The organism is Enterobacter sp. KB-280D8 (assembly GCF_041399405.1).
GTDB lineage: Bacteria > Pseudomonadota > Gammaproteobacteria > Enterobacterales > Enterobacteriaceae > Enterobacter > Enterobacter cloacae_N.
This window is the reverse complement of sequence record NZ_JBGKEC010000009.1, coordinates 45,860-67,454: the sequence shown is the minus strand read 5'-3', so window position 1 is coordinate 67,454 and position 21,595 is coordinate 45,860. Positions and strand designations below refer to the sequence as shown.

Below are 21,595 nucleotides of genomic sequence, written 5' to 3'. Positions count from 1 at the left end.
TTAATGGGGGCTAAGGCCCCCATTTTTATTGGCTAAATTACTATGACTGATATCAGCCGTACTCAGGCGTGGCTCGAAAGCCTGCGCCCTAAAACGCTTCCTCTGGCCTTTGCCGCGATTATCGTCGGTACGGCGCTTGCCTGGTGGCAAGGTTATTTTGATCCGCTGGTCGCCGCGCTGGCATTGATTACCGCCGGCCTGCTGCAAATCCTCTCCAACCTCGCTAACGACTATGGTGATGCGGTGAAGGGCAGCGATAAGCCGGACCGTATCGGGCCGCTGCGCGGGATGCAGAAAGGGGTCATTACCCAGGCACAGATGAAGCGCGCGCTGATTATCACCGTGGTACTGATTTGCCTATCCGGCCTGGCGCTGGTGACGGTCGCCTCGAAAACCACCAGCGATTTCATTGGCTTCCTGGTGCTGGGTCTGCTCGCCATTATCGCGGCCATCACCTACACCGTCGGCACGCGCCCTTACGGCTATATTGGCCTCGGGGATATCTCCGTGCTGGTGTTCTTCGGCTGGCTGAGCGTGATGGGGAGCTGGTACTTACAGGCGCATACGGTGATCCCTGCTCTGTTCCTTCCCGCGACCGCCTGCGGCCTGCTGGCGACGGCAGTGCTGAACATCAATAACCTGCGCGATATCGACAGCGACCGTGAGAACGGCAAGAACACACTGGCGGTGCGTCTGGGGCCGGTGAATGCGCGCCGCTATCATGCCTGCCTGCTCATCGGCGCTTTGGTTTGCCTGGCGCTGTTTAACCTGATTTCCCTGCACAGTCTGTGGGGCTGGCTGTTTGTGCTTGCCGCGCCGCTGCTGGTTAAGCAGGCCCGCTTTGTGATGCGTGAACTCAGCCCGTCCGCTATGCCGCCGATGCTGGAACGTACGGTAAAAGGCGCGCTGCTGACTAACCTGTTGTTCGTCATTGGGATTGTGTTAAGCCAGACGCTCCGTTAGCTGACAAATATCAATTAACAATTGATGATTTTGCCAACAACGCATTTCGCACGATATACTGAACACATTCGCAGCAACTGAGCGTTAAACCTATGAAATACGATACCTCCGAGCTTTGTGACATCTACCAGGAAGATGTCAACGTCGTTGAACCGCTGTTCTCCAACTTTGGTGGGCGGTCGTCGTTTGGCGGTCAAATCGTCACGGTGAAATGTTTCGAGGACAACGGGTTGCTGTACGATCTGCTCGAACAGAACGGCCGTGGTCGCGTTCTGGTGGTCGACGGCGGCGGATCCGTGCGTCGCGCACTGATTGATGCCGAACTGGCCGGAATTGCCGTCCAGAACGAGTGGGAAGGCATCGTGGTGTACGGCTCCGTGCGTCAGGTGGACGATCTCGAAGACCTGGATATCGGAATTCAGGCCATCGCGGCCATTCCGGTAGGCGCTGCGGGTGACGGCATCGGCGAAAGCGACGTTCGCGTTAACTTTGGCGGCGTGACCTTCTTCTCCGGGGACCATCTCTACGCCGATAATACCGGCATTATCCTTTCCGAAGATCCGCTGGATATTGAGTAATAAAAGAGTCAGCGTGAACCATAAAAAAAGCCGGGTGGCGGCTTCGCCTTACCCGGCCTGTTCAGTTCATCCCAATGGGAATTAAACTTCTTCCATACGTCCCAGCAGCGCCTGCAGGCGATCCTGCCAGCCGTTCTGCTGTTCGCGCAGCTGGTTGTTTTCGCGCTCCAGTTCTTCACGGCCGTGCTGAGCGTTCTGAACTTCCTGCGCCAGGCTGTTGTTCTTCTCTTTCAGTTCTTCAATTTCCATCTGCAGCAGCGTGATGGTGTCAATCGCCTGCTGTACTTTCGATTCCAGTTTCTCAAACACTTCTAAAGACATGATCCTACCTCTCCTGAATTGCAAGGCGACGCTTTAACGTAAACGCGCACAACATATGTTCCGATTGTATGGAGCGCAGTCGCCCCTGTCCAGCGGCATGCCACGCAGATCGCGGTTTGCAACACTTTTCGGCCTCGTCCTGGTGCGTTCGCGGCATATACCTCTAAGTTGTTAACCCATTCGTTAAAGAAATGATTCAGCCCACCGTGCGCGACTGATGCAAAAACGCGCTTTATGGCGCGAAAACGCTCATTTTATTGACGCAGACCACACATTTTGATTTCGATATTTCTCGTTTTTGCTCGTTAACGATAAATTAACACTATGTCTACAGGGCATCGTGGCTGTCACGGGCGACCACGCTAACAATAAACATCAATTTCTTCAGGATTCCGATTATGAGTCAGACATCAACCTTAAAAGGCCAGTGCATTGCCGAGTTCCTTGGTACCGGGTTGTTGATATTCTTCGGAGTGGGCTGTGTCGCTGCACTGAAAGTGGCGGGTGCCAGTTTTGGTCAGTGGGAAATCAGTATCATCTGGGGTCTGGGCGTGGCGATGGCCATCTACCTGACTGCAGGGGTTTCTGGTGCACATCTTAACCCGGCGGTGACTATCGCACTGTGGCTGTTCGCGTGCTTCGACGGACGCAAAGTTGTTCCTTTCATTATTTCTCAATTTGCCGGCGCGTTTTGCGCAGCGGCGTTAGTTTACGGGCTTTATTACAATCTTTTCATCGACTTCGAACAGACGCATCATATGGTACGCGGCAGCGTCGAAAGTCTGGATCTGGCAGGCATCTTCTCAACCTACCCTAACCCGCACATCAATTTTGTGCAGGCGTTCGCAGTTGAAATGGTGATTACCGCTATTCTGATGGGCGTTATCCTGGCGCTGACCGACGATGGAAACGGCATTCCGCGCGGCCCGCTGGCACCCCTGCTGATTGGTCTTCTGATTGCGGTGATTGGCGCATCCATGGGCCCGCTGACCGGCTTCGCGATGAATCCGGCGCGTGATATCGGACCAAAAGCGTTCGCCTTTATCGCAGGCTGGGGTGAGGTGGCATTCACGGGTGGTAAAGATATCCCTTACTTCCTGGTGCCGCTGTTTGCGCCGGTTGTTGGGGCTGCGCTGGGCGCATTTAGCTACCGCAAATTAATTGGTCGCCATTTACCGTGCGACACCTGTGTGGACGAGGAGAAGGAAACGACTTCTACCGCACAACAAAAAGCTTCGCTGTAATCTGACTACGGGACACATACCATGACCGAAAAAAAATATATCGTTGCGCTCGACCAGGGCACTACCAGCTCCCGCGCTGTCGTAATGGATCATGACGCGAACATTGTCAGCGTGTCTCAACGTGAATTTGAGCAAATTTATCCTCGTCCAGGCTGGGTAGAGCACGACCCGATGGAGATCTGGGCATCACAAAGCTCCACGCTGGTGGAAGTGCTGGCGAAAGCCGATATCAGTTCCGACGAGATTGCCGCTATCGGCATTACCAACCAGCGTGAAACCACCGTGGTCTGGGAACGCGAAACCGGTAAGCCTATTTACAACGCCATCGTCTGGCAGTGCCGCCGTACGTCAGAGATCTGCGAACAGCTGAAGCGCGACGGGATGGAAGAGTACGTGCGTAGCGCCACCGGTCTGGTGGTTGACCCGTATTTCTCCGGTACCAAAGTGAAGTGGATCCTCGATCACGTGGAAGGTTCACGCGAGCGTGCAAAACGCGGCGAGCTGCTGTTCGGGACCGTCGATACCTGGCTTATCTGGAAGATGACCCAGGGACGCGTCCACGTCACCGACTACACCAACGCCTCGCGTACCATGCTGTTCAACATCAACACCCTGGAGTGGGATGACAAGATGCTGGACGCGCTGGACATCCCGCGCGCGATGCTGCCTGAAGTGCGTAAGTCGTCTGAAGTGTACGGCCAGACCAATATCGGCGGTAAAGGCGGCACCCGTATTCCTATCGCCGGGATCGCCGGTGACCAGCAGGCCGCGCTGTTCGGCCAGCTGTGCGTCAAGGAAGGGATGGCGAAGAACACCTACGGCACCGGCTGCTTTATGCTGATGAACACCGGCGAAAAAGCGGTGAAATCAGAAAACGGTCTGCTGACCACCATTGCCTGCGGCCCGCGCGGCGAAGTGAACTATGCCCTGGAAGGTGCGGTGTTTATGGCGGGCGCATCCATTCAGTGGCTGCGCGACGAGATGAAGCTGATCAGCGACGCGTTTGACTCCGAGTACTTCGCGACCAAAGTGAAAGACACCAACGGCGTGTACGTGGTACCAGCGTTCACCGGTCTGGGCGCACCATACTGGGACCCGTATGCCCGCGGCGCAATTTTCGGCCTGACGCGCGGTGTGAACTCTAACCACATCATCCGTGCCACCCTGGAATCCATCGCCTACCAGACGCGCGACGTGCTGGAAGCGATGCAGGCAGACTCCGGCATTCGTCTGCACGCCCTGCGCGTGGACGGTGGTGCGGTCGCGAATAACTTCCTGATGCAGTTCCAGTCCGACATTCTGGGCACCCGCGTTGAGCGCCCTGAAGTGCGTGAAGTAACGGCGCTGGGCGCGGCGTACCTTGCCGGTCTGGCGGTAGGCTTCTGGCAGAACCTGGACGAGCTGCAGGAGAAAGCGGTCATCGAGCGCGAATTCCGCCCTGGCATCGAAACCACCGAGCGTAACTTCCGCTACAGCGGCTGGAAGAAAGCGGTGAAACGCGCCCTGGCGTGGGAAGAGCACGAAGAGTAAGACAAACTTATCCCCTCCCTCACCCCGGCCCTCTCCCCAAAGGGGAGAGGGTGTTTTAAGTCCCCTCGCCCCTTTGGGGAGAGGGTTAGGGTGAGGGGCTCAGGCCGCACCGGTCCCTCCCCCCTCCTCACTCTGTGATAAACTTCGTGCAATTCCTTTTGATTGTACGAGTCCCTAATGAAACGTGAACTTGCTATCGAGTTTTCCCGCGTCACCGAAGCGGCCGCCCTTGCAGGCTATAAATGGCTTGGCCGTGGCGATAAAAATACCGCAGACGGCGCAGCCGTCCACGCCATGCGCATTGTGCTTAACCAGGTCAACATCGAAGGCACCATCGTGATCGGCGAAGGCGAGATCGACGAAGCGCCAATGCTCTACATCGGTGAAAAAGTCGGTACCGGCAAAGGAGATGCGGTGGATATCGCGGTTGACCCGATCGAAGGCACCCGCATGACGGCGATGGGTCAGGCCAATGCGCTCGCTGTGCTCGCCGTGGGCGATAAAGGCTGCTTCCTCAACGCGCCGGATATGTACATGGAAAAGCTGATTGTCGGCCCTGGCGCGAAAGGCGCAATCGACCTTAGCCTGCCGCTGGAAGAGAACCTGCACAACATCGCCAAAGCCCTGGGTAAACCTCTTAGCGAACTCACCGTGACTATTCTGGCAAAACCGCGCCACGATGCCACCATCGCACAGATGCAAAAGCTCGGCGTGCGCGTGTTTGCCATTCCTGACGGTGACGTTGCCGCCTCGATCCTGACCTGCATGCCGGACAGCGAAGTCGACGTGCTTTATGGCATCGGCGGCGCGCCGGAAGGCGTGGTCTCTGCAGCGGTGATCCGCGCGCTGGACGGCGATATGCAGGCGCGCCTGCTGCCGCGTCATGAGGTGAAAGGCGACAGCGACGAGAACCGTCGTATCGGTGAGAACGAGCTTGCGCGCTGCGCAGCGATGGGCATCGAAGCCAATAAAGTGCTGGCGCTGAACGACATGGCCCGCAGCGATAACGTGGTCTTCTCCGCAACCGGCATCACCAAAGGCGACCTGCTGGACGGCATTACCCGCAAGGGCAACATGGCGACCACTGAAACGCTGCTGATCCGCGGTAAATCACGCACCATCCGACGCATTCAGTCTATTCACTATCTCGACCGCAAAGACCCGGACGTGCAGACGCACATTCTGTGAAACCGTTTGATCGATAGAGCTTTCCGGCCCGAAGGGGCTGGAAATGTTTCCCACAAGTACGGAAGATAGAACAGAGAAACAGCACAGGAGAAGATCATGGCGGACTGGGTAACAGGTAAAGTCACAAAGATAGAATTCTGGACCGATTCGCTATTTAGTCTCACCCTGCATGCTCCCGTTCACCCGTTTAAGGCCGGGCAATTTGCGAAGCTGGGGCTGGATGTCGACGGCGAGCGCGTGCAGCGCGCCTACTCTTACGTTAACGCGCCGGATAACCCGGATCTCGAGTTCTATCTGGTCACCGTTCCGGACGGCAAGCTCAGCCCCCGCCTCGCCGCCCTTAAGCCCGGCGACGATGTGCAAATCGTGAGCGAAGCGGCGGGTTTCTTTGTGCTCGAAGAGATCCCTGACTGTGACACGCTCTGGATGCTGGCAACCGGCACGGCTATCGGTCCCTATCTTTCCATTCTGCAATACGGCAAAGATCTGGAGCGCTTCAAAAACATCGTGCTGGTGCACGCTGCGCGCTACGCTGCAGACCTGAGCTATCTGCCGCAAATGCAGGCGCTGGAACAGCAGTACGGTGGGAAGTTAAAGATTCAGACTGTGGTCAGCCGTGAAACCGTAGCAGGAACGCTTACCGGTCGCGTGCCGGCGCTAATCGAGAGTGGAGCCCTGGAAGACGCAGTGGGTTTACCAATGACGGCCGAAACCAGCCACGTCATGCTGTGCGGTAACCCGCAGATGGTGCGGGACACGCAGCAGCTTCTGAAGGATACCCGGCAGATGACGAAACATCTTCGCCGCCGACCGGGCCATATGACCGCTGAACACTACTGGTGATCAGCGGTATTTCACCTCGACGGTGTCTTTACCGTATTTGTTTTCGCTCTGGGTGCCGATAAACGCGCCCAGATCGACAATCATCATCACGAAGATGACCGACGGCAGCAGTCTGCCCACGACCCACGGAAGGATGGATGGGAGCATCGCCCAGTTTCCTGCCACCAGCATCCACGCCAGAATAATCAGAAACGCCCATGCGCCGGAGCGGCCGCGATCGTGCAGGCGTTTCACCACGACGGCCGCCGTTGGCCATAGCAGGCAGACCAGCGCAAATGCCGCCGTTTGCGTGCTCAGCCAGGCGTTGTAAGCGACGAAAAACAGAAGCAGCATGGCGACAACCCACGTCACCATCCAGACCCAGAAATCACGGCGTCCAATACGCCCTTTGAATGAAAACAGCCACTGCTGTATGGTCATGTAAGGTTCCTTATTATCGTTTAGCCCGCATTTTACCCTGGAGTTGTGACCTTTTGACAAGCCGACCAGATATCGTTTTAATCATGAGCACTTACGGCCAGGTGCAATGTTGATGAAAAATTCGGCACATTCTCTTTTCCTGTGTTTAGCGATGCTCAGCGCGGGTTTTCCGCTGCACGCCGCCGACACCGCGGCCCTCACCACTGCGCCGTATTTGCTGGCAGGCGCGCCGTCTTTCGATCAATCCATCAGCCAGTTTCGCGAAGCCTTCAATCAGGCCAACCCAGCGCTGCCGCTGGATGAATTTCGCGCCATTGATAGCTCCCGCGATACCCCAACCCTGACACGTGCAGCGAGCAAGATTAACGAGAATTTGTATGCTTCCACGGCGCTGGAGCGCGGTACGTTAAAAATCAAAAGCATGCAAATCACCTGGCTGCCGATTCAGGGGCCAGAGCAGAAAACCGCTAAATCGAAGGCGCTTGATTACATGAGCGCGGTGCTGCAGGCGTTTACGCCTGCGCTGACGAAAAAGCAAAGCCAGCAAAAGCTGCAAAAACTGCTGGCCGCCGGTAAAAACAAGCGGTACTACGCCACAACCGAAGGCGCGATCCGCTATGTGGTGGCAGATAATGGCGAAAAAGGACTGACCTTCGCCGTTGAACCGATTAAGCTGGCGCTATCTGACACCCTTGGCGGGGCGAATTAATGACAAAAAGCAAAGCCTTTCGAGGGAAAATCTCTATACTGATTCACAGACCATGCTGCCCGAGAGGGCGGCCATATTCCTTAATTCGCTTATTTAGCGTGGAGAATTGAAATGCGACATCCTTTAGTGATGGGTAACTGGAAACTGAACGGCAGCCGCCACATGGTAAACGAACTGGTTGCGAACCTGCGTAAAGAGCTGGCTGGCGTGACCGGCTGCGCGGTTGCTATCGCTCCGCCGGATATGTACCTGGATCTGGCTAAACGTGCCGCTGACGGCAGCCACATCGTGCTGGGAGCGCAGAACGTTGACGTTAACCTGTCTGGCGCGTTCACCGGTGAAACTTCCGCTGAAATGCTGAAAGATATCGGCGCGAAATACATCATCATCGGCCACTCCGAGCGTCGCACTTACCACAAAGAATCTGACGAGTTCATCGCGAAGAAATTCGCCGTGCTGAAAGAGCAGGGTCTGATCCCAGTTCTGTGCATCGGTGAAACCGAAGCGGAAAACGAAGCGGGCAAAACCGAAGAAGTGTGCGCGCGTCAGATCGACGCCGTGCTGAAAACTCAGGGCGCGGCAGCTTTCGAAGGCGCGGTTATCGCTTACGAGCCAGTCTGGGCGATCGGTACCGGCAAATCTGCAACCCCTGCGCAGGCTCAGGCGGTGCACAAATTCATTCGTGACCACATTGCTAAAGCCGACGCGAAAGTCGCTGAGCAAGTGATCATCCAGTACGGCGGCTCCGTAAACGCCTCCAACGCTGCTGAGCTGTTCACCCAGCCAGACATCGATGGCGCGCTGGTTGGCGGTGCATCCCTGAAAGCTGACGCTTTCGCGGTGATCGTTAAAGCGGCAGAAGCGGCTAAACAGGCGTAATGGCCTTTGCGGCGGGTGGCGCTTGCGCTTACCCGCCCTACAAAAACCCTACAACTTACCTAACACGCTATACCATAGATAATCCAGCGGCAGCAGCACCAGATACGTTGCGATAGCCAGCGCCAGACAAAGCACCATCCCCGCCCTTGCAGGCACCTTCCCGAGCCCCATCGCCACCACAATCGGCGACGCCTGATACGGCAGCAGCGGCGTGGAATAGCCCAGCACCTGAATCATGATCACCGACAGCAGCGGGAAACCGGTCGCGTCCGAGAAGCTCTGAGCCAGGGTGGTGTACAACGCCGGAACGCCGTTAGCGGTCATAATGAAGTTGAGCGCTGTGGTAATACCGGTCAGCGCCAGGAAGCTGGTGAACGGTTTGTCCGCATCCAGCGGCATAATGCGCAGCAGCGCTTCGCCCACGGCCGTTCCGATACCGGTTTGCGTCACGACGATCGCCAGCCCAAGAATACCCGCGACGTAAATGCAGGTACGCATGTTCACGCCCGCAGAAAACTCCTCCCCGGTGATAAAGCCAACGCGCGGCAGCATGACGATGATCGACGCCGCCAGCCCCGTCCACGCGGGCCCTACGCCGTGCCAGCTCTCCGTGACCCACATTCCCAGCACCAGCGCCAGCAGCCAGGCGAGACGCTTTTCGTCCCGCCCCATGGGTTCAGACAGCGCCAGTTCCTTCGGTGGTTTTGGGCTGCCGGGGAACAGCCAGCAGATGAGGCCAATCAGAATCAGGCCTTTGAGAATACCCAGCACCGGCGTATGCAGCAGCATATACGGAACATAGTTCAGGTGAATGCCGTACGAGCCTTCCGCGGCACCGCTCATCACCAGGTTAGGGACGTTTGCAGGCAGGATAGTGGCCGAAAGCTGGAAGGTGCCGAACCCGACGGCCAGCGCCAGACCAAACCAGGCGCGGGAGCCGTCGGCGATACCGGCGCGTTTCGCCATCGCCGCGACAATGGGCATCAGCAGCGCAATACGCCCCATGTTTGACGGCATCACAAACGCCAGCGCGTAGCTGAGCAATACCACGCTCGCCACCATCAGCACCCAGGAGTCGGTGAGCTTTGCCGAAAGCGCCCGGGCGGCCCTGTCCGCCAGCCCGGTTTTACGGATCGCCACGCCCAGTACAAACCCGCTGAATACCAGCCAAAAAGCCGACGAGGCAAAACCGCCGAAGATCGCTTCCGGCGGGGCGATTCTGGCGGCCATCGCCGCCGTAAAGAACAGCAGCGCGGTGATAAATTCCGGCAATAGCGACGTCGCCCACAGCACGATGGTGACGCCGACGATCAGCGAGGGCAGCAGCAGAGGATGCGTTAACCAGAGCGACATACCTGTCTCCTGTAGATTTTTTCAGCAAGTCTACGGTGACAGGCAGCCCGAGTAAACGCGATTTATGGTGGGGTTACTTCAGGATAGCGCATTGATGATCCTGCAATTCCTCTGCCGAGGCGCGGTTGAGCGTGAGCAGGTTACGCTCCGTAGCCAGCAGAATAAAAGATCCATCCGACTGCTGTGCCATTGCCAGCGCGAAACGCCCCATATGGTCGCGCGCTTCCGGTAGCTCTTCCGCCAGCATCATAAACGGGCTGCGCTGGACCAGTTCATTCTCCGTCACCCGGCGAGCGAGATACTCATGCCCTTCCAGCCCGCCCGGGAACGGTAGCCACTGGGTGCTGATTTCTCCCTGCGCCGCGTTAAGCTTCTCGCGCACGTCCGGGCGCAGGCAGGAGATATGGATATGAAAATGGTTCTGCGTACGGCCTGTCGGAGAGTTAATCGTCAGCGAAATGGCGCTGTCCGGCACCTCGGAGCCACGCTTCATGGTCATAAAGCTGCGCGACTGCCACGCCAGCCAGAAGAAGTTCGGCGTGTGAGGCTCGGTCAGGAGCGGGCTTTCGGTGCCATTGATGCGGTACGTTGGCATCAGCAGATACTGCAGCGGCCCGTTGCGGTCTTTAAATACCACATAGCCCGCGTCAGGCTTCACCTGAGCGCAGGGCGCCGGGTTACGGTGTTGCAGTTGATTAGGCAGGCACTGGTCGAGAACGATATGGCGCAACGCATTCGGATTACCCGCTTTTATCCAGTACACGCCGCCTGCGGCAAGGGCGATGACAATCAGGATCAGTAAGATAATTTTTTTCACAACGCGTTCCCTGTTTTCAATAGAGGCAAAAGAGTAACGCAAAATGATGACCAAATAAAAAACCCGGTGGATTTCTCACACCGGGTCGCCGTGTCGTTTGTTGTCGTTTAGCGCTGGCTAATCTGGTCGAAGGTGCCGCCATTAGAGAAATGCTCTTTCTGCGCTTTCGTCCAGCCGCCGAACACATCATCAATGGTGAAGAGCTTCAGTTTCGGGAATTCGCTATCGTATTTCTTCGCGACAGCCGCATCGCGTGGACGATAGAAGTTCTTCGCCGCGATTTCCTGGCCTTCCGGCGAGTAAAGATACTTCAGGTAGGCTTCCGCCACCGCTTTGGTGCCTTTCTTATCAACGACCTTATCGACCACGGAAACGGTCGGCTCAGCGAGGATGGATTCGCTCGGGGTCACGATCTCAAACTTGTCTTTACCCAGCTCGTGGGTCGCCAGCAGGGCTTCGTTTTCCCACGCAATCAGCACGTCGCCAATGCCGCGTTCGACGAAGGTGTTAGTGGCACCGCGTGCGCCGGAGTCCAGCACTTCGACGTTTTTGTACAGGGATTTGACGAATTCCTGCGCTTTAGCCTGGTCACCGTTGTTGTGGTGCAGCGCGTAGCCCCAGGCCGCCAGGTAGTTCCAGCGTGCACCGCCGGAGCTTTTCGGGTTCGGGGTAATCACAGAAACGCCCGGTTTGATCAGGTCGTTCCAGTCCTTAATCTGTTTCGGGTTTCCTTTACGCACCAGGAAGACGATGGTCGAGGTGTATGGCGCGGAGTTATCCGGCAAACGTTTGATCCAGTTTTTGTCGATACGACCACGCTCGGCGATGGCGTCGACATCATAGGCCAGCGCCAGGGTCACCACGTCGGCTTCAATACCGTTAATCACAGACGTCGCCTGCTTACCGGAGCCACCGTGAGACTGACGAATTACCACGTTATCGCCGGTTTCCTGTTTGTAGTGCGCCGCAAAGGCTTTGTTGTATTGATCGTACAGCTCACGCGTCGGGTCATACGACACGTTCAGTAACTGGATGTCCTTTGCCAGAACGCTGGTCGATGCCAGCAATAACGTTAAACCCACGCCCCATTTATTCATCGCCCAGCTCTCTTGTGTAGTGTTTTGATGAATGCAGCGTGCCAGAAAGCGAATCGAGGATTAAAGAATAAAAAAAGATTGGCTATAACGAAGAGGAATAAAAGCCCTCTTCTGAAAGAAGAGGGCTTGAAGGATCAGTACAGTTTTTTGGCGCAGTCCAGCCAGTCACCTTTGAACGGACGCTTCATGTTTTCAATCGCGTCGATGATGTCATGGTGAACCAGCTGTTCGTTCTGAATACCGACGCAGCGGCCGCCGTGGCCCTGCAGCAGCAGCTCGATAGCGTACGCACCCATACGGGATGCCAGGATACGGTCGTACGGGCCTGGGGAACCGCCGCGCTGGATGTGACCCAGAACAGTTGCGCGGGTTTCGCGTTTGGTTTCGGTTTCGATGTACTTCGCCAGCTCGTCAACGTCACAGATGTGCTCGGTGATAGCCACAATCGCGTGTTTCTTACCCTTCGCGATGCCCGCTTTGATTTCAGCGACCAGATCTTCGCGGCTGAACTCCACTTCAGGAACCACGACGAACTCACAGCCACCGGCGATAGCCGCCGCCAGGGTCAGGTCGCCGCAGTAACGGCCCATCACTTCAACGATAGAGATACGCTGGTGAGAAGAAGAGGTGTCACGCAGGCGGTCAATGGCTTCCACAACGGTGCCCAGCGCGGTGAAGTAACCGATGGTGTAGTCAGTGCCTTTGATGTCGTTGTCGATGGTGCCCGGCAGGCCGATGCACGGGAAGCCCATTTCGGTCAGACGTTTTGCACCCATGTACGAGCCGTCACCGCCGATGACCACCAGCGCGTCCAGGCCACGCTTTTTCATGTTCTCGATAGCCACTTCACGGATGTGTTCGTCACGGAATTCCGGGAAGCGCGCAGACCCAAGGAAGGTACCGCCACGGTTGATCATGTCAGACACGCTGTAGCGGTCGAGCTGAACCATACGGTCTTCATACAGACCCAGGTAACCATCATAGATACCAAAAACTTCCAGACCTTCCGTCAGCGCTGCACGGACAACCCCACGAATTGCCGCGTTCATGCCCGGCGCATCACCGCCGCTTGTCAACACACCGATTTTCTTAATCATGACTACCTCTGAACTTAGGAATGCAAAATTGAAATCTGTTGCCGGAAGAAACTTATCGACCAACGAATACTGCAAATAGTATATCAATCCCTTCTGGCTGAATTGATTCAGGTCAGACCAAATGGCGGTAATTTATACACAAAATGCTGGCCTGGCTCACTTTTTTACAACGAATTACGAAAGCCCAACATGTCCGGGTACAACCGAGCAGGGATCCTGGTGAATGATGACGTCTGAACCAGGAAAACGCTGCAAAATCGCCTGCTCGACCTGTTCAGCAATCACGTGAGCCTGAACCAGCGGCAGGTTGTCTTCCATTTCAATATGAATCTGAATAAAGCGGGTCGGCCCTGACTGCCGCGTTCGAAGATCGTGTGCACCGCTGACGCCGGGCCAGGAGGTCACGATGGAAAAAATTTCATTACGTTCCGAGTCCGGAAGAGCGCGATCGAGCAGTGATTGCACCGCGTCATACCCCATCCGCAGGGCGCTATATAAAATATAGATACCAATCCCTAACGCAAACAACGCATCGGCCCGATGCCAGCCATACCAGGCCAGACCGAGCGCAATAAGAATAGCCCCATTCATCATAACATCAGATTGATAATGAAGCATATCCGCCCGTACAGCCTGACTTTGCGTTTTGCGAACGACCCAGCGCTGGAACGTTACCAGAACAAGTGTGCTTATAAGTGCAATTACCGTGACGACCACGCCGACACCGGGATTATTCATCGGTGAAGGCGAAACCAGATGTTGAATACCGGTCAAAAACAGGAACAGTGCCGAGCCAGAAATGAACATACTTTGCGCCAGCGCGGCCAGCGACTCCGCTTTGCCGTGTCCAAACGTGTGCTCTTCATCCGCCGGCTGCAGCGAGTATCGCACCACCAGCAGGTTGGTCAGCGAGGCAGCAATATCCACCAGTGAATCCACCAGCGCCGCCAGAATACTGACCGAGCCGGTGTACCACCAGGCAAAGATTTTAATCAGCAGCAGGCCAGAGGCCATGACGGTGGCCGCAATGGCGGCCCGGCTTACCAGCCTTCCATAGGATTGATTCATAAACGCTCCTGTCATGTCATGCCGCTAGTATAACGGAAGCATGGGGAGGCAAAGGATGAATAAACGGTTAACAAATCAGAATGCGGGGCAAAAAAAACCCCCACATCATGTGGGGGAAGACAGGGATGGTGTCTATGGCAAGGAAAACAGGGTTTACTGGTTACTACGGGTACTGCTATTGCTACTGAAAAACGTTGTTTCTGAGCTTCGCTGCATCCGTGCAACCTCACGCAGCTGGTCCATTCGCTGCTGATGTTTGGTATTCAAAACCGCTTGCTGCTCGGGCGTTAGCAGGTGGAACATCTGGTTGCGGACCTTCGCCATCTCTACCTGGCGGGCAACCTGTTCCTGTGCCATTTTTTCGGCCTGAGCGCGGACAGCGCTTTCGTCAAAATTTTCTGCGGTGACAAGGCGATGCATTGTCTCCATTTCGCTAACATTAACAGGGGGCTGATCGTGTCGTGCCCTCTGCATCAGATCTCGCATCTGTTGACGCTGATGTTCGGTTAAACTTATGCCGTCAAACATATGGCTTTGGCTGCTGTGCGTTGCGCCCTCTTGCGAGGAACCGTTATCGCCGATGATAGCTACAGCAGCCTGGCTAAACGCACTGAACGCCAGCGTTGAGGCCATGACGGCAGCGGTAACTTTGCGCATCACTTGCTCCCAAAATCTTTCGTGTCGCGATTCAACGAGAGACAGTCTACGATTCAGGCTGCAAACATGCGTCAGGGGGTGTAAAACAACGTAAAGTCATGGATTAGATAGCCTTGATGTCGTAATTTCTGCCTCGGAGGTATTTAAACAATGAATAAAATCCTGTTAGTTGATGATGACCGAGAGCTCACATCCCTTTTAAAGGAGTTGCTCGACATGGAAGGTTTCAACGTCCTGGTTGCCCATGATGGCGAGCAGGCGCTGAGTCTCCTTGACGACAGCATCGATCTACTTTTGCTCGACGTAATGATGCCGAAGAAAAACGGTATTGATACGCTGAAAGAGCTTCGCCAGACACACCAGACGCCTGTAATCATGCTGACCGCGCGCGGCAGCGAACTTGACCGCGTTCTCGGCCTTGAGCTGGGTGCGGATGACTATTTACCGAAGCCGTTCAACGACCGTGAACTGGTGGCCCGTATTCGCGCTATCCTGCGCCGTTCCCACTGGAGCGAGCAGCAGCAAAATACCGACAACAGCTCGCCAACGCTGGAAGTGGACTCCCTGAGCCTGAACCCGGGCCGCCAGGAAGCGAGCTTCGACGGCCAGACGCTGGAGCTGACCGGCACCGAGTTCACCCTGCTGTATCTGCTGGCACAGCATCTCGGCCAGGTGGTATCGCGTGAACATTTAAGTCAGGAAGTGCTGGGCAAACGCCTTACCCCGTTTGACCGCGCCATCGACATGCACATCTCTAACCTGCGCCGCAAGCTGCCGGAGCGTAAAGACGGTCACCCATGGTTTAAAACCCTGCGTGGTCGCGGTTATCTGATGGTTTCCGCTTCATGATAGGCAGCTTAACCGCCCGCATCTTCGCCATCTTCTGGCTGACGCTGGCACTGGTTTTAATGCTCGTTTTGATGTTGCCAAAACTCGACTCACGCCAGATGACGGAGCTTCTCGACAGCGAGCAACGTCAGGGCGTGATGATCGAACAGCACGTGGAAGCGGAGCTGGCAAACGATCCGCCGAACGATTTGATGTGGTGGCGCAGGCTTTTTCGCGCTATCGATAAGTGGGCGCCTCCCGGACAACGTCTTTTGCTGGTCACCAGCGAAGGCCGCGTGATTGGAGCCGATCGCAATGAAATGCAGATCATCCGCAACTTTATTGGCCAGGCGGATAACGCCGATCACCCACAGAAGAAGAAATATGGTCGGGTAGAGATGGTCGGTCCTTTCTCGGTACGGGATGGGGAAGACAACTACCAGCTCTATCTGATTCGCCCCGCGAGCAGTTCCCAGTCCGACTTCATCAACCTGCTGTTTGACCGTCCGCTTCTGCTGCTGATTGTCACGATGCTGGTCAGTTCCCCGCTGCTGCTATGGCTGGCGTGGAGCCTGGCAAAACCGGCGCGTAAGCTGAAAAACGCCGCCGATGAAGTGGCGCAGGGTAACCTGCGGCAGCATCCTGAGCTGGAATCCGGGCCGCAGGAGTTCCTGGCCGCAGGAACCAGTTTCAACCAGATGGTGAGCGCGCTGGATCGCATGATGACTGCCCAGCAGCGGCTGCTGTCAGATATCTCGCACGAGCTGCGCACCCCGCTTACGCGCTTGCAGCTGGGCACCGCGCTGCTGCGCCGCCGCAGCGGGGAAAGCAAAGAGCTGGAGCGTATTGAGACGGAAGCCCATCGTCTGGACAGCATGATCAACGATCTGCTGGTGATGTCGCGCAACCAGCAGAAAAACGCGCTGGTTAGCGAAACGGTGAAAGCCAATCACCTGTGGCATGAGGTGCTGGACAACGCGGCGTTCGAAGCTGAACAGATGGGTAAATCGTTCACCGTCAACTTCCCGCCGGGCCCGTGGCCGCTGTACGGTAACCCCAACACGCTGGAAAGCGCGCTGGAGAATATCGTGCGTAACGCCCTGCGCTACTCGCATACGAAGATTGAAGTGGCGTTTTCGGTGGATAAAGACGGGATTACCGTCATTGTCGATGACGACGGCCCTGGCGTCAGCCCGGAAGATCGCGAGCAGATTTTCCGTCCGTTCTACCGCACCGACGAAGCGCGTGACCGCGAGTCTGGCGGCACGGGGCTGGGTCTGGCGATTGTTGAAACCGCCATGCAGCAGCACCGTGGCTGGGTGAAAGCCGACGACAGCCCCCTGGGTGGGCTACGGTTAACGCTGTGGCTACCGTTGTATAAGCGTTCGTAGTTTTCACCCGCCCCTCACCCCGGCCCTCTCCCCAAAGGGGCGAGGGTGTTTTACGTTCCCTCTCCCCTTTGGGGAGAGGGTTAGGGTGAGGGGTAAGGCGTAGCCTTATCTTCCCCACAATCTCCGCGAATTATCCTCGATCTTGCCGCTTAAGCGCCGCTTCTGCATCGTTCTGGTCCAGCTGGTCGATAACCCCGCTGCCGACAGCAGGTGGTGATACTGCTCGTCGTCAAACGGCATATGCCAGGCAATGGCGCAGGCGTCATAAACAGACACATCGCTCAGGCGCGACGCCAGCTCAAGCGGCGCGTCCGCTGAAACCTGCCCAGCCAGCACCACGCGGTACAGCCAGCCGGTTTTACCCGCTTTTTGCAGCTGGGCCGACATATCCTGAATCCCGAAATGGTAGTTGAGCTTGAAGCACGGCGAGCGTGGCTGCGTCACCTGAATCAGGGCATCGCCCCAGCGGTAGATATCGCCGATAAAGACGTTCTTCTCCGTCAGCCCTTCGGTCGAGAGATTTTCGCCAAACGCGGGCGCAACAAAGAGGTCCGCCTGCTCGGGGAATTCCGCTTTCCAGTGCTGGTAGTGCTCGCGAGGATAGTGGCACAGCGCGCGCTCGGGCCCGCCGTGGATTTTCTTTTCGGCCTGTTCGTCACCCGCCAGACCGAGATCGGTTAACGTCAGTTCACCGTCGACCTGCACTTTGGCGATGGCGCTCGGGCGGCTGCCGTCGTACTCCCTGACCTTGCCTGTAAATACGTTCACCGGGTAATGCATTGCTGCCTCCATTACGCAGATACAAAAAAAGCGAGTCATAAGACTCGCTTCTCACAGGCGTCAATGCAACCTTATTTTTTAGCGGCGAAACGCGCTGCTGCTTCGTCCCAGTTCACCACATCCCAGAACGCTTTGATGTAGTCAGGGCGACGGTTCTGGAACTTCAGGTAGTAAGCGTGTTCCCATACGTCCAGACCCAGGATTGGGAAGCCGGATGCGCCAGAGATCGCTTCACCCATCAGCGGGGAGTCCTGGTTAGCAGTAGACACTACCGCCAGCTTGTCGCCTCTCAGAACCAGCCACGCCCAGCCAGAGCCGAAACGGGTCGCAGCGGCTTTTTCGAATTCCGCTTTGAAGTTGTCAACGGAACCGAAGTCGCGCTCGATAGCCGCTTTCAGGTCGCCCTGCAGGGTGGTGCCGGTTTTCAGGCCTTTCCAGAACAGGCTGTGGTTAGCGTGACCGCCAGCGTTGTTACGCAGCACGGTTTTCTTGTCTGCTGGCAGCTGGTCCAGTTTGGTAATCAGCTCTTCAACAGGCAGGTTAGCGAACTCTGGCAGGCTTTCCAGCGCGGCGTTCGCGTTGTTCACATAGGTCTGGTGGTGTTTAGTGTGATGGATTTCCATCGTCTGCTTGTCGAAATGCGGTTCCAGTGCGTCGTAGGCATACGGCAGGGATGGCAGTGTATAACTCATAATCCTCTCCATTATTGTCGGGCGGCACAGCTGTTAATGCCGCGTAAGCAGTTGGTTCATTATAGTTAATTAAATGATATTGAAAATGATTATCAATGCCGTAGTTTTTATAAGGTTATTCAGGTTTTGCCTAAACGCAAAATTGTGAGTCTGCTCACCAGGTTAACGCGCTGATTGCCATCCAAAACCAAAGTGCGGCAACCTTCTGAAGGTTCCTGAACCGCCTAATTTTTACACTCATCAAGTCGGGGGGAGGCCACCGGCTATAAAAACGATGAGGACGTAAAATGAATCATGCGATTACGATGGGTATCTTCTGGCATTTGACAGGCGCAGCCAGTGCAGCCTGTTTCTATGCCCCGTTCAAAAAGGTGAAAGGGTGGTCGTGGGAAACCATGTGGTCGGTTGGCGGTACCGTGTCCTGGCTGATTTTACCATGGACCATTAGCGCCATGCTGCTCCCGGATTTCTGGGGCTACTTCACCTCCTTCAGTGCTTCCACCCTGCTGCCGGTGTTTCTGTTCGGCGCGATGTGGGGCATCGGCAACATTAACTACGGACTGACCATGCGCTACCTCGGGATGTCGATGGGTATCGGCATCGCGATTGGCATTACGCTGATCGTCGGCACGCTGATGACGCCCATTCTTAACGGTAATGTCGACGTGTTGATCAACACCAAAGGCGGGCAGATGACGTTGCTGGGCGTGCTTGTCGCGGTAATCGGCGTGGGTATCGTCACCCGGGCGGGTCAGCTGAAAGAGCGCAAGATGGGCATCAAAGCCGAAGACTTTAACCTGAAGAAAGGGCTGCTGCTGGCAGTGATGTGCGGCATCTTCTCGGCGGGCATGTCGTTCGCCATGAACGCCGCAAAACCCATGCACGAAGCGGCCGCCGCGCTGGGCGTCGACCCGCTGTACGTGGCGCTGCCAAGCTACGTGGTCATCATGGGCGGCGGCGCGTTGGTAAACCTTGGCTTCTGCTTCATTCGTCTGGCAAAAGTGAAGGATCTGTCAGTAAAAGCGGATTTCTCGCTGGCAAAATCCTTAATTATCACCAACGTGCTGCTTTCGATGCTGGGCGGCCTCATGTGGTATCTGCAGTTCTTTTTCTACGCCTGGGGTCACGCCAGCATTCCGCCACAGTACGACTACATAAGCTGGATGCTGCACATGAGCTTCTACGTGCTGTGCGGCGGGCTGGTTGGGCTGGTGCTGAAAGAGTGGAATAACGCCGGGCGTCGTCCGGTGGGCGTTCTGAGCCTGGGTTGCGTGGTGATCATCATCGCCGCTAACATTGTCGGCCTCGGCATGGCGAACTGATTACGCTGCCTTTCGACTGCGATGACGCCACTGAACCGGCGTCATCCCCACCTCGCGATTAAACACTACCGAAAAGTAATTACTGTCCTCAAATCCGCAGCGCATCGCCACTTCACTGACCATCAGCTCCGTATGCTGCAACAGATACTGGGCGTGGCAGATGCGCAGCTGGCGCAGGTAGTGGTTCACCGTCATCCCCGTCTGGGTACGGAACTGCTGGCGCAGTGCGCGCTCGCTGCACTGCTCCTGCTCGCAGAACTTTTCCAGCATGAAACTTTTGTTCAGGCTACCCGCAAGCCGGGCGATCAGCTTGTCCAGCAGCGCTTCCTGGGCGGTCGCGGAGGGGTTGTCGGTGGCATAACGATGGCGTTTAAGGGTCATGACCAACTGGGCGAAAAGCAGCTCCGCCATCGGGTTTGCCACCGAATCGTGCTTTTGGCTCTCCTGCTCCAGCTGGGAGATCGTCTGGCGCACCTGAGCCATGCCGTTGCTGCTTAAGCGCCAGTGGGGTTCGCCTCTGGCATTGAGAAAACCGGGGATATGAGCCGCCCAGTCAACATTCAGTTTGAGCCTGTCCGGGCAGTAGATAACGTTTTGCAAAACCAGATCGTTAACCGAGGCGTAAGCGTGTTTGTCTTCGCCGCGGATGTAAAACAGATCGCCACGCGTGATGCGGTAGGGCCGGTCGTTGAGGATGTGTAAGCCGTTGCCGCGCCAAACGAGCACCAGCTCGCAAAACTCGTGGGTATGCTCGGCAAAGACATTTTGCGGGTAGCGGTCGGCCACCGCGACGGCCTGACTCGCGGAGGCAAAAAAATCATCTTTGCGAAGAATTAACTGAGCGGCCACACCACAACCTCTACGGTGAATAACCGGACATTATTAGCCATTTTGCGGCAATAAAACGGTGATTGCCTTCGCGTTACTGGATCGAAGCATCCTTCCCCTGACGGATATCGCGCGGCGACCAGCTAAACTCGCGACGAAAAAGGGTCGAAAAGTGATTACTGTCGCCGAAACCGCAGCGATACGCGATATCCGTGACGCTTTCGTCGGTGTGACGTAAAAGGTGACGCGCTTTAATCAGGCGCAGGCGGTTGAGGTAGCGCTGCGGCGTGAGCCCGGTGTGCTGCTTGAGCTGACGATGCAGCGTGCGTAACGACAGCGAAAAATCATCCGCCAGCGTTTCCCAGCACACGTCCTCGGCGAAATGGTCCTCCAGCCAGGCCATCAGTTGGTTCAGCCGCGCGTCGTTATTTGCCAGCCCTTCCACCAGGCTGCTGCGACGCAACAGCACCAGCAGCTGCATAAACAGCAGCTCGCGGGTGGCAATGGCATGGGTCTCCTGCCCGTCCTCGCTCTGCTCCATTTGATTCACCAACTGGCGCACCTGCTGCAACGTGGACTGATTCACCCGCCAGTGAGACGGATAGTGTCCATCCTGCTCCTGGGGCAGTAGCTTGTTCAATCCCGACAGAAACTGGAACGCGTCCGGCGAACGATAGAGCACGTTGGTCAGACACAGATTGTCTGTATGTTCATACAAATGCCTGTCGCGATCGCGCACGAAGCACACCATACCGCCACTGATGGTGTATGGCTGGCCGTTGAAGACATGAATGCCTGTCCCATGCTCGACAATCACAATTTCATGAAAATCATGATGATGTTCAGGAAACGCGGCCTGCGGGAGCCGTGGCTCAATCGCGATCGGAGATGTTCCCGACGGGAAAAAATCGACGCTGTGCAGTACGGTCATAGCGGCCCCCACCAATGAGAAAAGTTCTCAAAATAGTAATTAAGGCCTTCCACACTCAC

The 21,595-nt window shown here is 56.2% G+C and carries 23 protein-coding genes; 11 read left to right on the top strand and 12 right to left on the bottom strand.

Annotated elements, in window-relative coordinates; translation table 11 throughout:
• Positions 1-36: 36 nt before the first annotated feature.
• Both menA and rraA read left to right on the top strand, forming a co-directional pair.
• On the top strand, positions 37-963 hold the full coding sequence (gene menA, locus AB8818_RS19350; RefSeq protein WP_162875001.1) for a 1,4-dihydroxy-2-naphthoate polyprenyltransferase: 927 nt from the start codon (positions 37-39) through the stop codon (positions 961-963).
• A gap of 92 nt (positions 964-1,055) precedes the next feature.
• A complete protein-coding gene (gene rraA, locus AB8818_RS19345; protein ID WP_014885702.1) occupies positions 1,056-1,541 on the top strand; it encodes a ribonuclease E activity regulator RraA in 486 nt (161 codons plus the stop codon).
• Between the two features lie 81 nt (positions 1,542-1,622).
• On the opposite strand, the gene zapB is transcribed toward rraA, so the two are convergent.
• Positions 1,623-1,862 carry a septal ring assembly protein ZapB gene (gene zapB, locus AB8818_RS19340; protein WP_010436935.1) on the bottom strand — a complete coding sequence of 80 codons (240 nt, stop codon included), beginning with the start codon at positions 1,860-1,862 and terminating at the stop codon, positions 1,623-1,625.
• 398 nt (positions 1,863-2,260) lie between these two features.
• Between zapB and AB8818_RS19335 the strand changes: the two genes are divergently transcribed.
• From AB8818_RS19335 to fpr, 4 genes are all read left to right on the top strand, one after another.
• Entirely contained in the window at positions 2,261-3,106 is an 846-nt protein-coding gene (locus AB8818_RS19335; RefSeq protein ID WP_116343775.1) for an MIP/aquaporin family protein, read from the top strand.
• A 21-nt stretch (positions 3,107-3,127) separates the two neighbouring features.
• On the top strand, positions 3,128-4,636 hold the full coding sequence (gene glpK, locus AB8818_RS19330) for a glycerol kinase GlpK (protein ID WP_062936027.1): 1,509 nt from the start codon (positions 3,128-3,130) through the stop codon (positions 4,634-4,636).
• 177 nt (positions 4,637-4,813) lie between these two features.
• A complete protein-coding gene (gene glpX, locus AB8818_RS19325) occupies positions 4,814-5,824 on the top strand; it encodes a class II fructose-bisphosphatase (RefSeq protein WP_192984580.1) in 1,011 nt (336 codons plus the stop codon).
• 96 nt (positions 5,825-5,920) lie between these two features.
• Positions 5,921-6,667, top strand: coding sequence for a ferredoxin--NADP(+) reductase (gene fpr / locus AB8818_RS19320; protein ID WP_192984583.1), 747 nt, complete (start codon positions 5,921-5,923; stop codon positions 6,665-6,667).
• Here the strand turns inward: fpr and AB8818_RS19315 are convergent, their stop codons facing one another.
• Positions 6,668-7,087: a DUF805 domain-containing protein gene (locus AB8818_RS19315; RefSeq protein ID WP_028014847.1), complete on the bottom strand. Its 420-nt coding sequence runs from the start codon at positions 7,085-7,087 to the stop codon at positions 6,668-6,670. It lies immediately after the preceding gene.
• Between the two features lie 112 nt (positions 7,088-7,199).
• On the opposite strand from AB8818_RS19315, the gene AB8818_RS19310 reads away from it, so the two are divergent.
• The gene (locus AB8818_RS19310; protein ID WP_192984586.1) at positions 7,200-7,796 is read left to right on the top strand and encodes a DUF1454 family protein; all 597 of its coding nucleotides are present in this window, start codon (positions 7,200-7,202) and stop codon (positions 7,794-7,796) included.
• Between the two features lie 111 nt (positions 7,797-7,907).
• Positions 7,908-8,675 (top strand): triose-phosphate isomerase, encoded by a 768-nt coding sequence (tpiA, locus tag AB8818_RS19305; RefSeq protein ID WP_006808674.1) that lies wholly within the window; start codon positions 7,908-7,910, stop codon positions 8,673-8,675.
• Between the two features lie 48 nt (positions 8,676-8,723).
• Here tpiA and AB8818_RS19300 read toward each other — a convergent pair whose 3' ends face one another.
• The 6 genes from AB8818_RS19300 to cpxP form a co-directional block, all read right to left on the bottom strand.
• Positions 8,724-10,028: an SLC13 family permease gene (locus AB8818_RS19300; protein WP_192984588.1), complete on the bottom strand. Its 1,305-nt coding sequence runs from the start codon at positions 10,026-10,028 to the stop codon at positions 8,724-8,726.
• Positions 10,029-10,101: 73 nt separating this feature from the next.
• The gene (locus AB8818_RS19295) at positions 10,102-10,845 is read right to left on the bottom strand and encodes a CDP-diacylglycerol diphosphatase (protein WP_116343769.1); all 744 of its coding nucleotides are present in this window, start codon (positions 10,843-10,845) and stop codon (positions 10,102-10,104) included.
• A gap of 107 nt (positions 10,846-10,952) precedes the next feature.
• Positions 10,953-11,942 (bottom strand): sulfate ABC transporter substrate-binding protein, encoded by a 990-nt coding sequence (locus AB8818_RS19290; RefSeq protein ID WP_116343768.1) that lies wholly within the window; start codon positions 11,940-11,942, stop codon positions 10,953-10,955.
• Positions 11,943-12,076: 134 nt separating this feature from the next.
• Positions 12,077-13,039, bottom strand: a complete 963-nt coding sequence (gene pfkA / locus AB8818_RS19285) for a 6-phosphofructokinase (RefSeq protein ID WP_028014852.1) — start codon at positions 13,037-13,039, stop codon at positions 12,077-12,079.
• Between the two features lie 174 nt (positions 13,040-13,213).
• Positions 13,214-14,107, bottom strand: coding sequence for a CDF family cation-efflux transporter FieF (fieF, locus tag AB8818_RS19280; RefSeq protein WP_028014853.1), 894 nt, complete (start codon positions 14,105-14,107; stop codon positions 13,214-13,216).
• Positions 14,108-14,260: 153 nt separating this feature from the next.
• Positions 14,261-14,764: a cell-envelope stress modulator CpxP gene (gene cpxP / locus AB8818_RS19275; RefSeq protein WP_061096505.1), complete on the bottom strand. Its 504-nt coding sequence runs from the start codon at positions 14,762-14,764 to the stop codon at positions 14,261-14,263.
• A gap of 150 nt (positions 14,765-14,914) precedes the next feature.
• Between cpxP and cpxR the strand changes: the two genes are divergently transcribed.
• Together cpxR and cpxA are read left to right on the top strand one after the other, a co-directional pair.
• On the top strand, positions 14,915-15,613 hold the full coding sequence (cpxR, locus tag AB8818_RS19270) for an envelope stress response regulator transcription factor CpxR (protein ID WP_006179159.1): 699 nt from the start codon (positions 14,915-14,917) through the stop codon (positions 15,611-15,613).
• Entirely contained in the window at positions 15,610-16,983 is a 1,374-nt protein-coding gene (gene cpxA / locus AB8818_RS19265; RefSeq protein WP_015569937.1) for an envelope stress sensor histidine kinase CpxA, read from the top strand. The genes cpxR and cpxA overlap by 4 nt, the downstream gene beginning before the upstream one ends.
• 105 nt (positions 16,984-17,088) lie before the next feature.
• Here cpxA and yiiM read toward each other — a convergent pair whose 3' ends face one another.
• The gene (gene yiiM, locus AB8818_RS19260) at positions 17,089-17,763 is read right to left on the bottom strand and encodes a 6-hydroxyaminopurine reductase (protein ID WP_163331010.1); all 675 of its coding nucleotides are present in this window, start codon (positions 17,761-17,763) and stop codon (positions 17,089-17,091) included.
• Between the two features lie 71 nt (positions 17,764-17,834).
• Positions 17,835-18,455 carry a superoxide dismutase [Mn] gene (sodA, locus tag AB8818_RS19255; protein ID WP_192984591.1) on the bottom strand — a complete coding sequence of 207 codons (621 nt, stop codon included), beginning with the start codon at positions 18,453-18,455 and terminating at the stop codon, positions 17,835-17,837.
• Positions 18,456-18,742: 287 nt separating this feature from the next.
• Here sodA and rhaT point away from each other — a divergent pair, with 287 nt between their 5' ends.
• A complete protein-coding gene (gene rhaT, locus AB8818_RS19250; protein ID WP_163331009.1) occupies positions 18,743-19,777 on the top strand; it encodes an L-rhamnose/proton symporter RhaT in 1,035 nt (344 codons plus the stop codon).
• Here the strand turns inward: rhaT and rhaR are convergent, their stop codons facing one another.
• The gene (rhaR, locus tag AB8818_RS19245; protein ID WP_116343763.1) at positions 19,778-20,626 is read right to left on the bottom strand and encodes an HTH-type transcriptional activator RhaR; all 849 of its coding nucleotides are present in this window, start codon (positions 20,624-20,626) and stop codon (positions 19,778-19,780) included.
• 73 nt (positions 20,627-20,699) lie between these two features.
• Positions 20,700-21,536 (bottom strand): HTH-type transcriptional activator RhaS, encoded by an 837-nt coding sequence (rhaS, locus tag AB8818_RS19240; RefSeq protein ID WP_116343762.1) that lies wholly within the window; start codon positions 21,534-21,536, stop codon positions 20,700-20,702.
• Positions 21,537-21,595 lie beyond the last annotated feature (59 nt).

What these genes read in the sequence shown, in the direction of transcription:
- cpxR (WP_006179159.1), top strand. Translation starts at nt 14,915, where the DNA reads ATGAATAAAATCCTGTTAGTTGATGATGACCGAGAGCTCACATCCCTT.
- glpX (WP_192984580.1), top strand. Translation starts at nt 4,814, where the DNA reads ATGAAACGTGAACTTGCTATCGAGTTTTCCCGCGTCACCGAAGCGGCC.
- AB8818_RS19315 (WP_028014847.1), bottom strand. Translation starts at nt 7,087, where the DNA reads ATGACCATACAGCAGTGGCTGTTTTCATTCAAAGGGCGTATTGGACGC.
- pfkA (WP_028014852.1), bottom strand. Translation starts at nt 13,039, where the DNA reads ATGATTAAGAAAATCGGTGTGTTGACAAGCGGCGGTGATGCGCCGGGC.
- AB8818_RS19335 (WP_116343775.1), top strand. Translation starts at nt 2,261, where the DNA reads ATGAGTCAGACATCAACCTTAAAAGGCCAGTGCATTGCCGAGTTCCTT.
- sodA (WP_192984591.1), bottom strand. Translation starts at nt 18,455, where the DNA reads ATGAGTTATACACTGCCATCCCTGCCGTATGCCTACGACGCACTGGAA.
- cpxP (WP_061096505.1), bottom strand. Translation starts at nt 14,764, where the DNA reads ATGCGCAAAGTTACCGCTGCCGTCATGGCCTCAACGCTGGCGTTCAGT.
- glpK (WP_062936027.1), top strand. Translation starts at nt 3,128, where the DNA reads ATGACCGAAAAAAAATATATCGTTGCGCTCGACCAGGGCACTACCAGC.
- rhaT (WP_163331009.1), top strand. Translation starts at nt 18,743, where the DNA reads ATGAATCATGCGATTACGATGGGTATCTTCTGGCATTTGACAGGCGCA.
- tpiA (WP_006808674.1), top strand. Translation starts at nt 7,908, where the DNA reads ATGCGACATCCTTTAGTGATGGGTAACTGGAAACTGAACGGCAGCCGC.
- rhaS (WP_116343762.1), bottom strand. Translation starts at nt 21,536, where the DNA reads ATGACCGTACTGCACAGCGTCGATTTTTTCCCGTCGGGAACATCTCCG.
- AB8818_RS19290 (WP_116343768.1), bottom strand. Translation starts at nt 11,942, where the DNA reads ATGAATAAATGGGGCGTGGGTTTAACGTTATTGCTGGCATCGACCAGC.
- rraA (WP_014885702.1), top strand. Translation starts at nt 1,056, where the DNA reads ATGAAATACGATACCTCCGAGCTTTGTGACATCTACCAGGAAGATGTC.
- zapB (WP_010436935.1), bottom strand. Translation starts at nt 1,862, where the DNA reads ATGTCTTTAGAAGTGTTTGAGAAACTGGAATCGAAAGTACAGCAGGCG.
- yiiM (WP_163331010.1), bottom strand. Translation starts at nt 17,763, where the DNA reads ATGCATTACCCGGTGAACGTATTTACAGGCAAGGTCAGGGAGTACGAC.
- AB8818_RS19310 (WP_192984586.1), top strand. Translation starts at nt 7,200, where the DNA reads ATGAAAAATTCGGCACATTCTCTTTTCCTGTGTTTAGCGATGCTCAGC.
- AB8818_RS19300 (WP_192984588.1), bottom strand. Translation starts at nt 10,028, where the DNA reads ATGTCGCTCTGGTTAACGCATCCTCTGCTGCTGCCCTCGCTGATCGTC.
- fieF (WP_028014853.1), bottom strand. Translation starts at nt 14,107, where the DNA reads ATGAATCAATCCTATGGAAGGCTGGTAAGCCGGGCCGCCATTGCGGCC.
- cpxA (WP_015569937.1), top strand. Translation starts at nt 15,610, where the DNA reads ATGATAGGCAGCTTAACCGCCCGCATCTTCGCCATCTTCTGGCTGACG.
- fpr (WP_192984583.1), top strand. Translation starts at nt 5,921, where the DNA reads ATGGCGGACTGGGTAACAGGTAAAGTCACAAAGATAGAATTCTGGACC.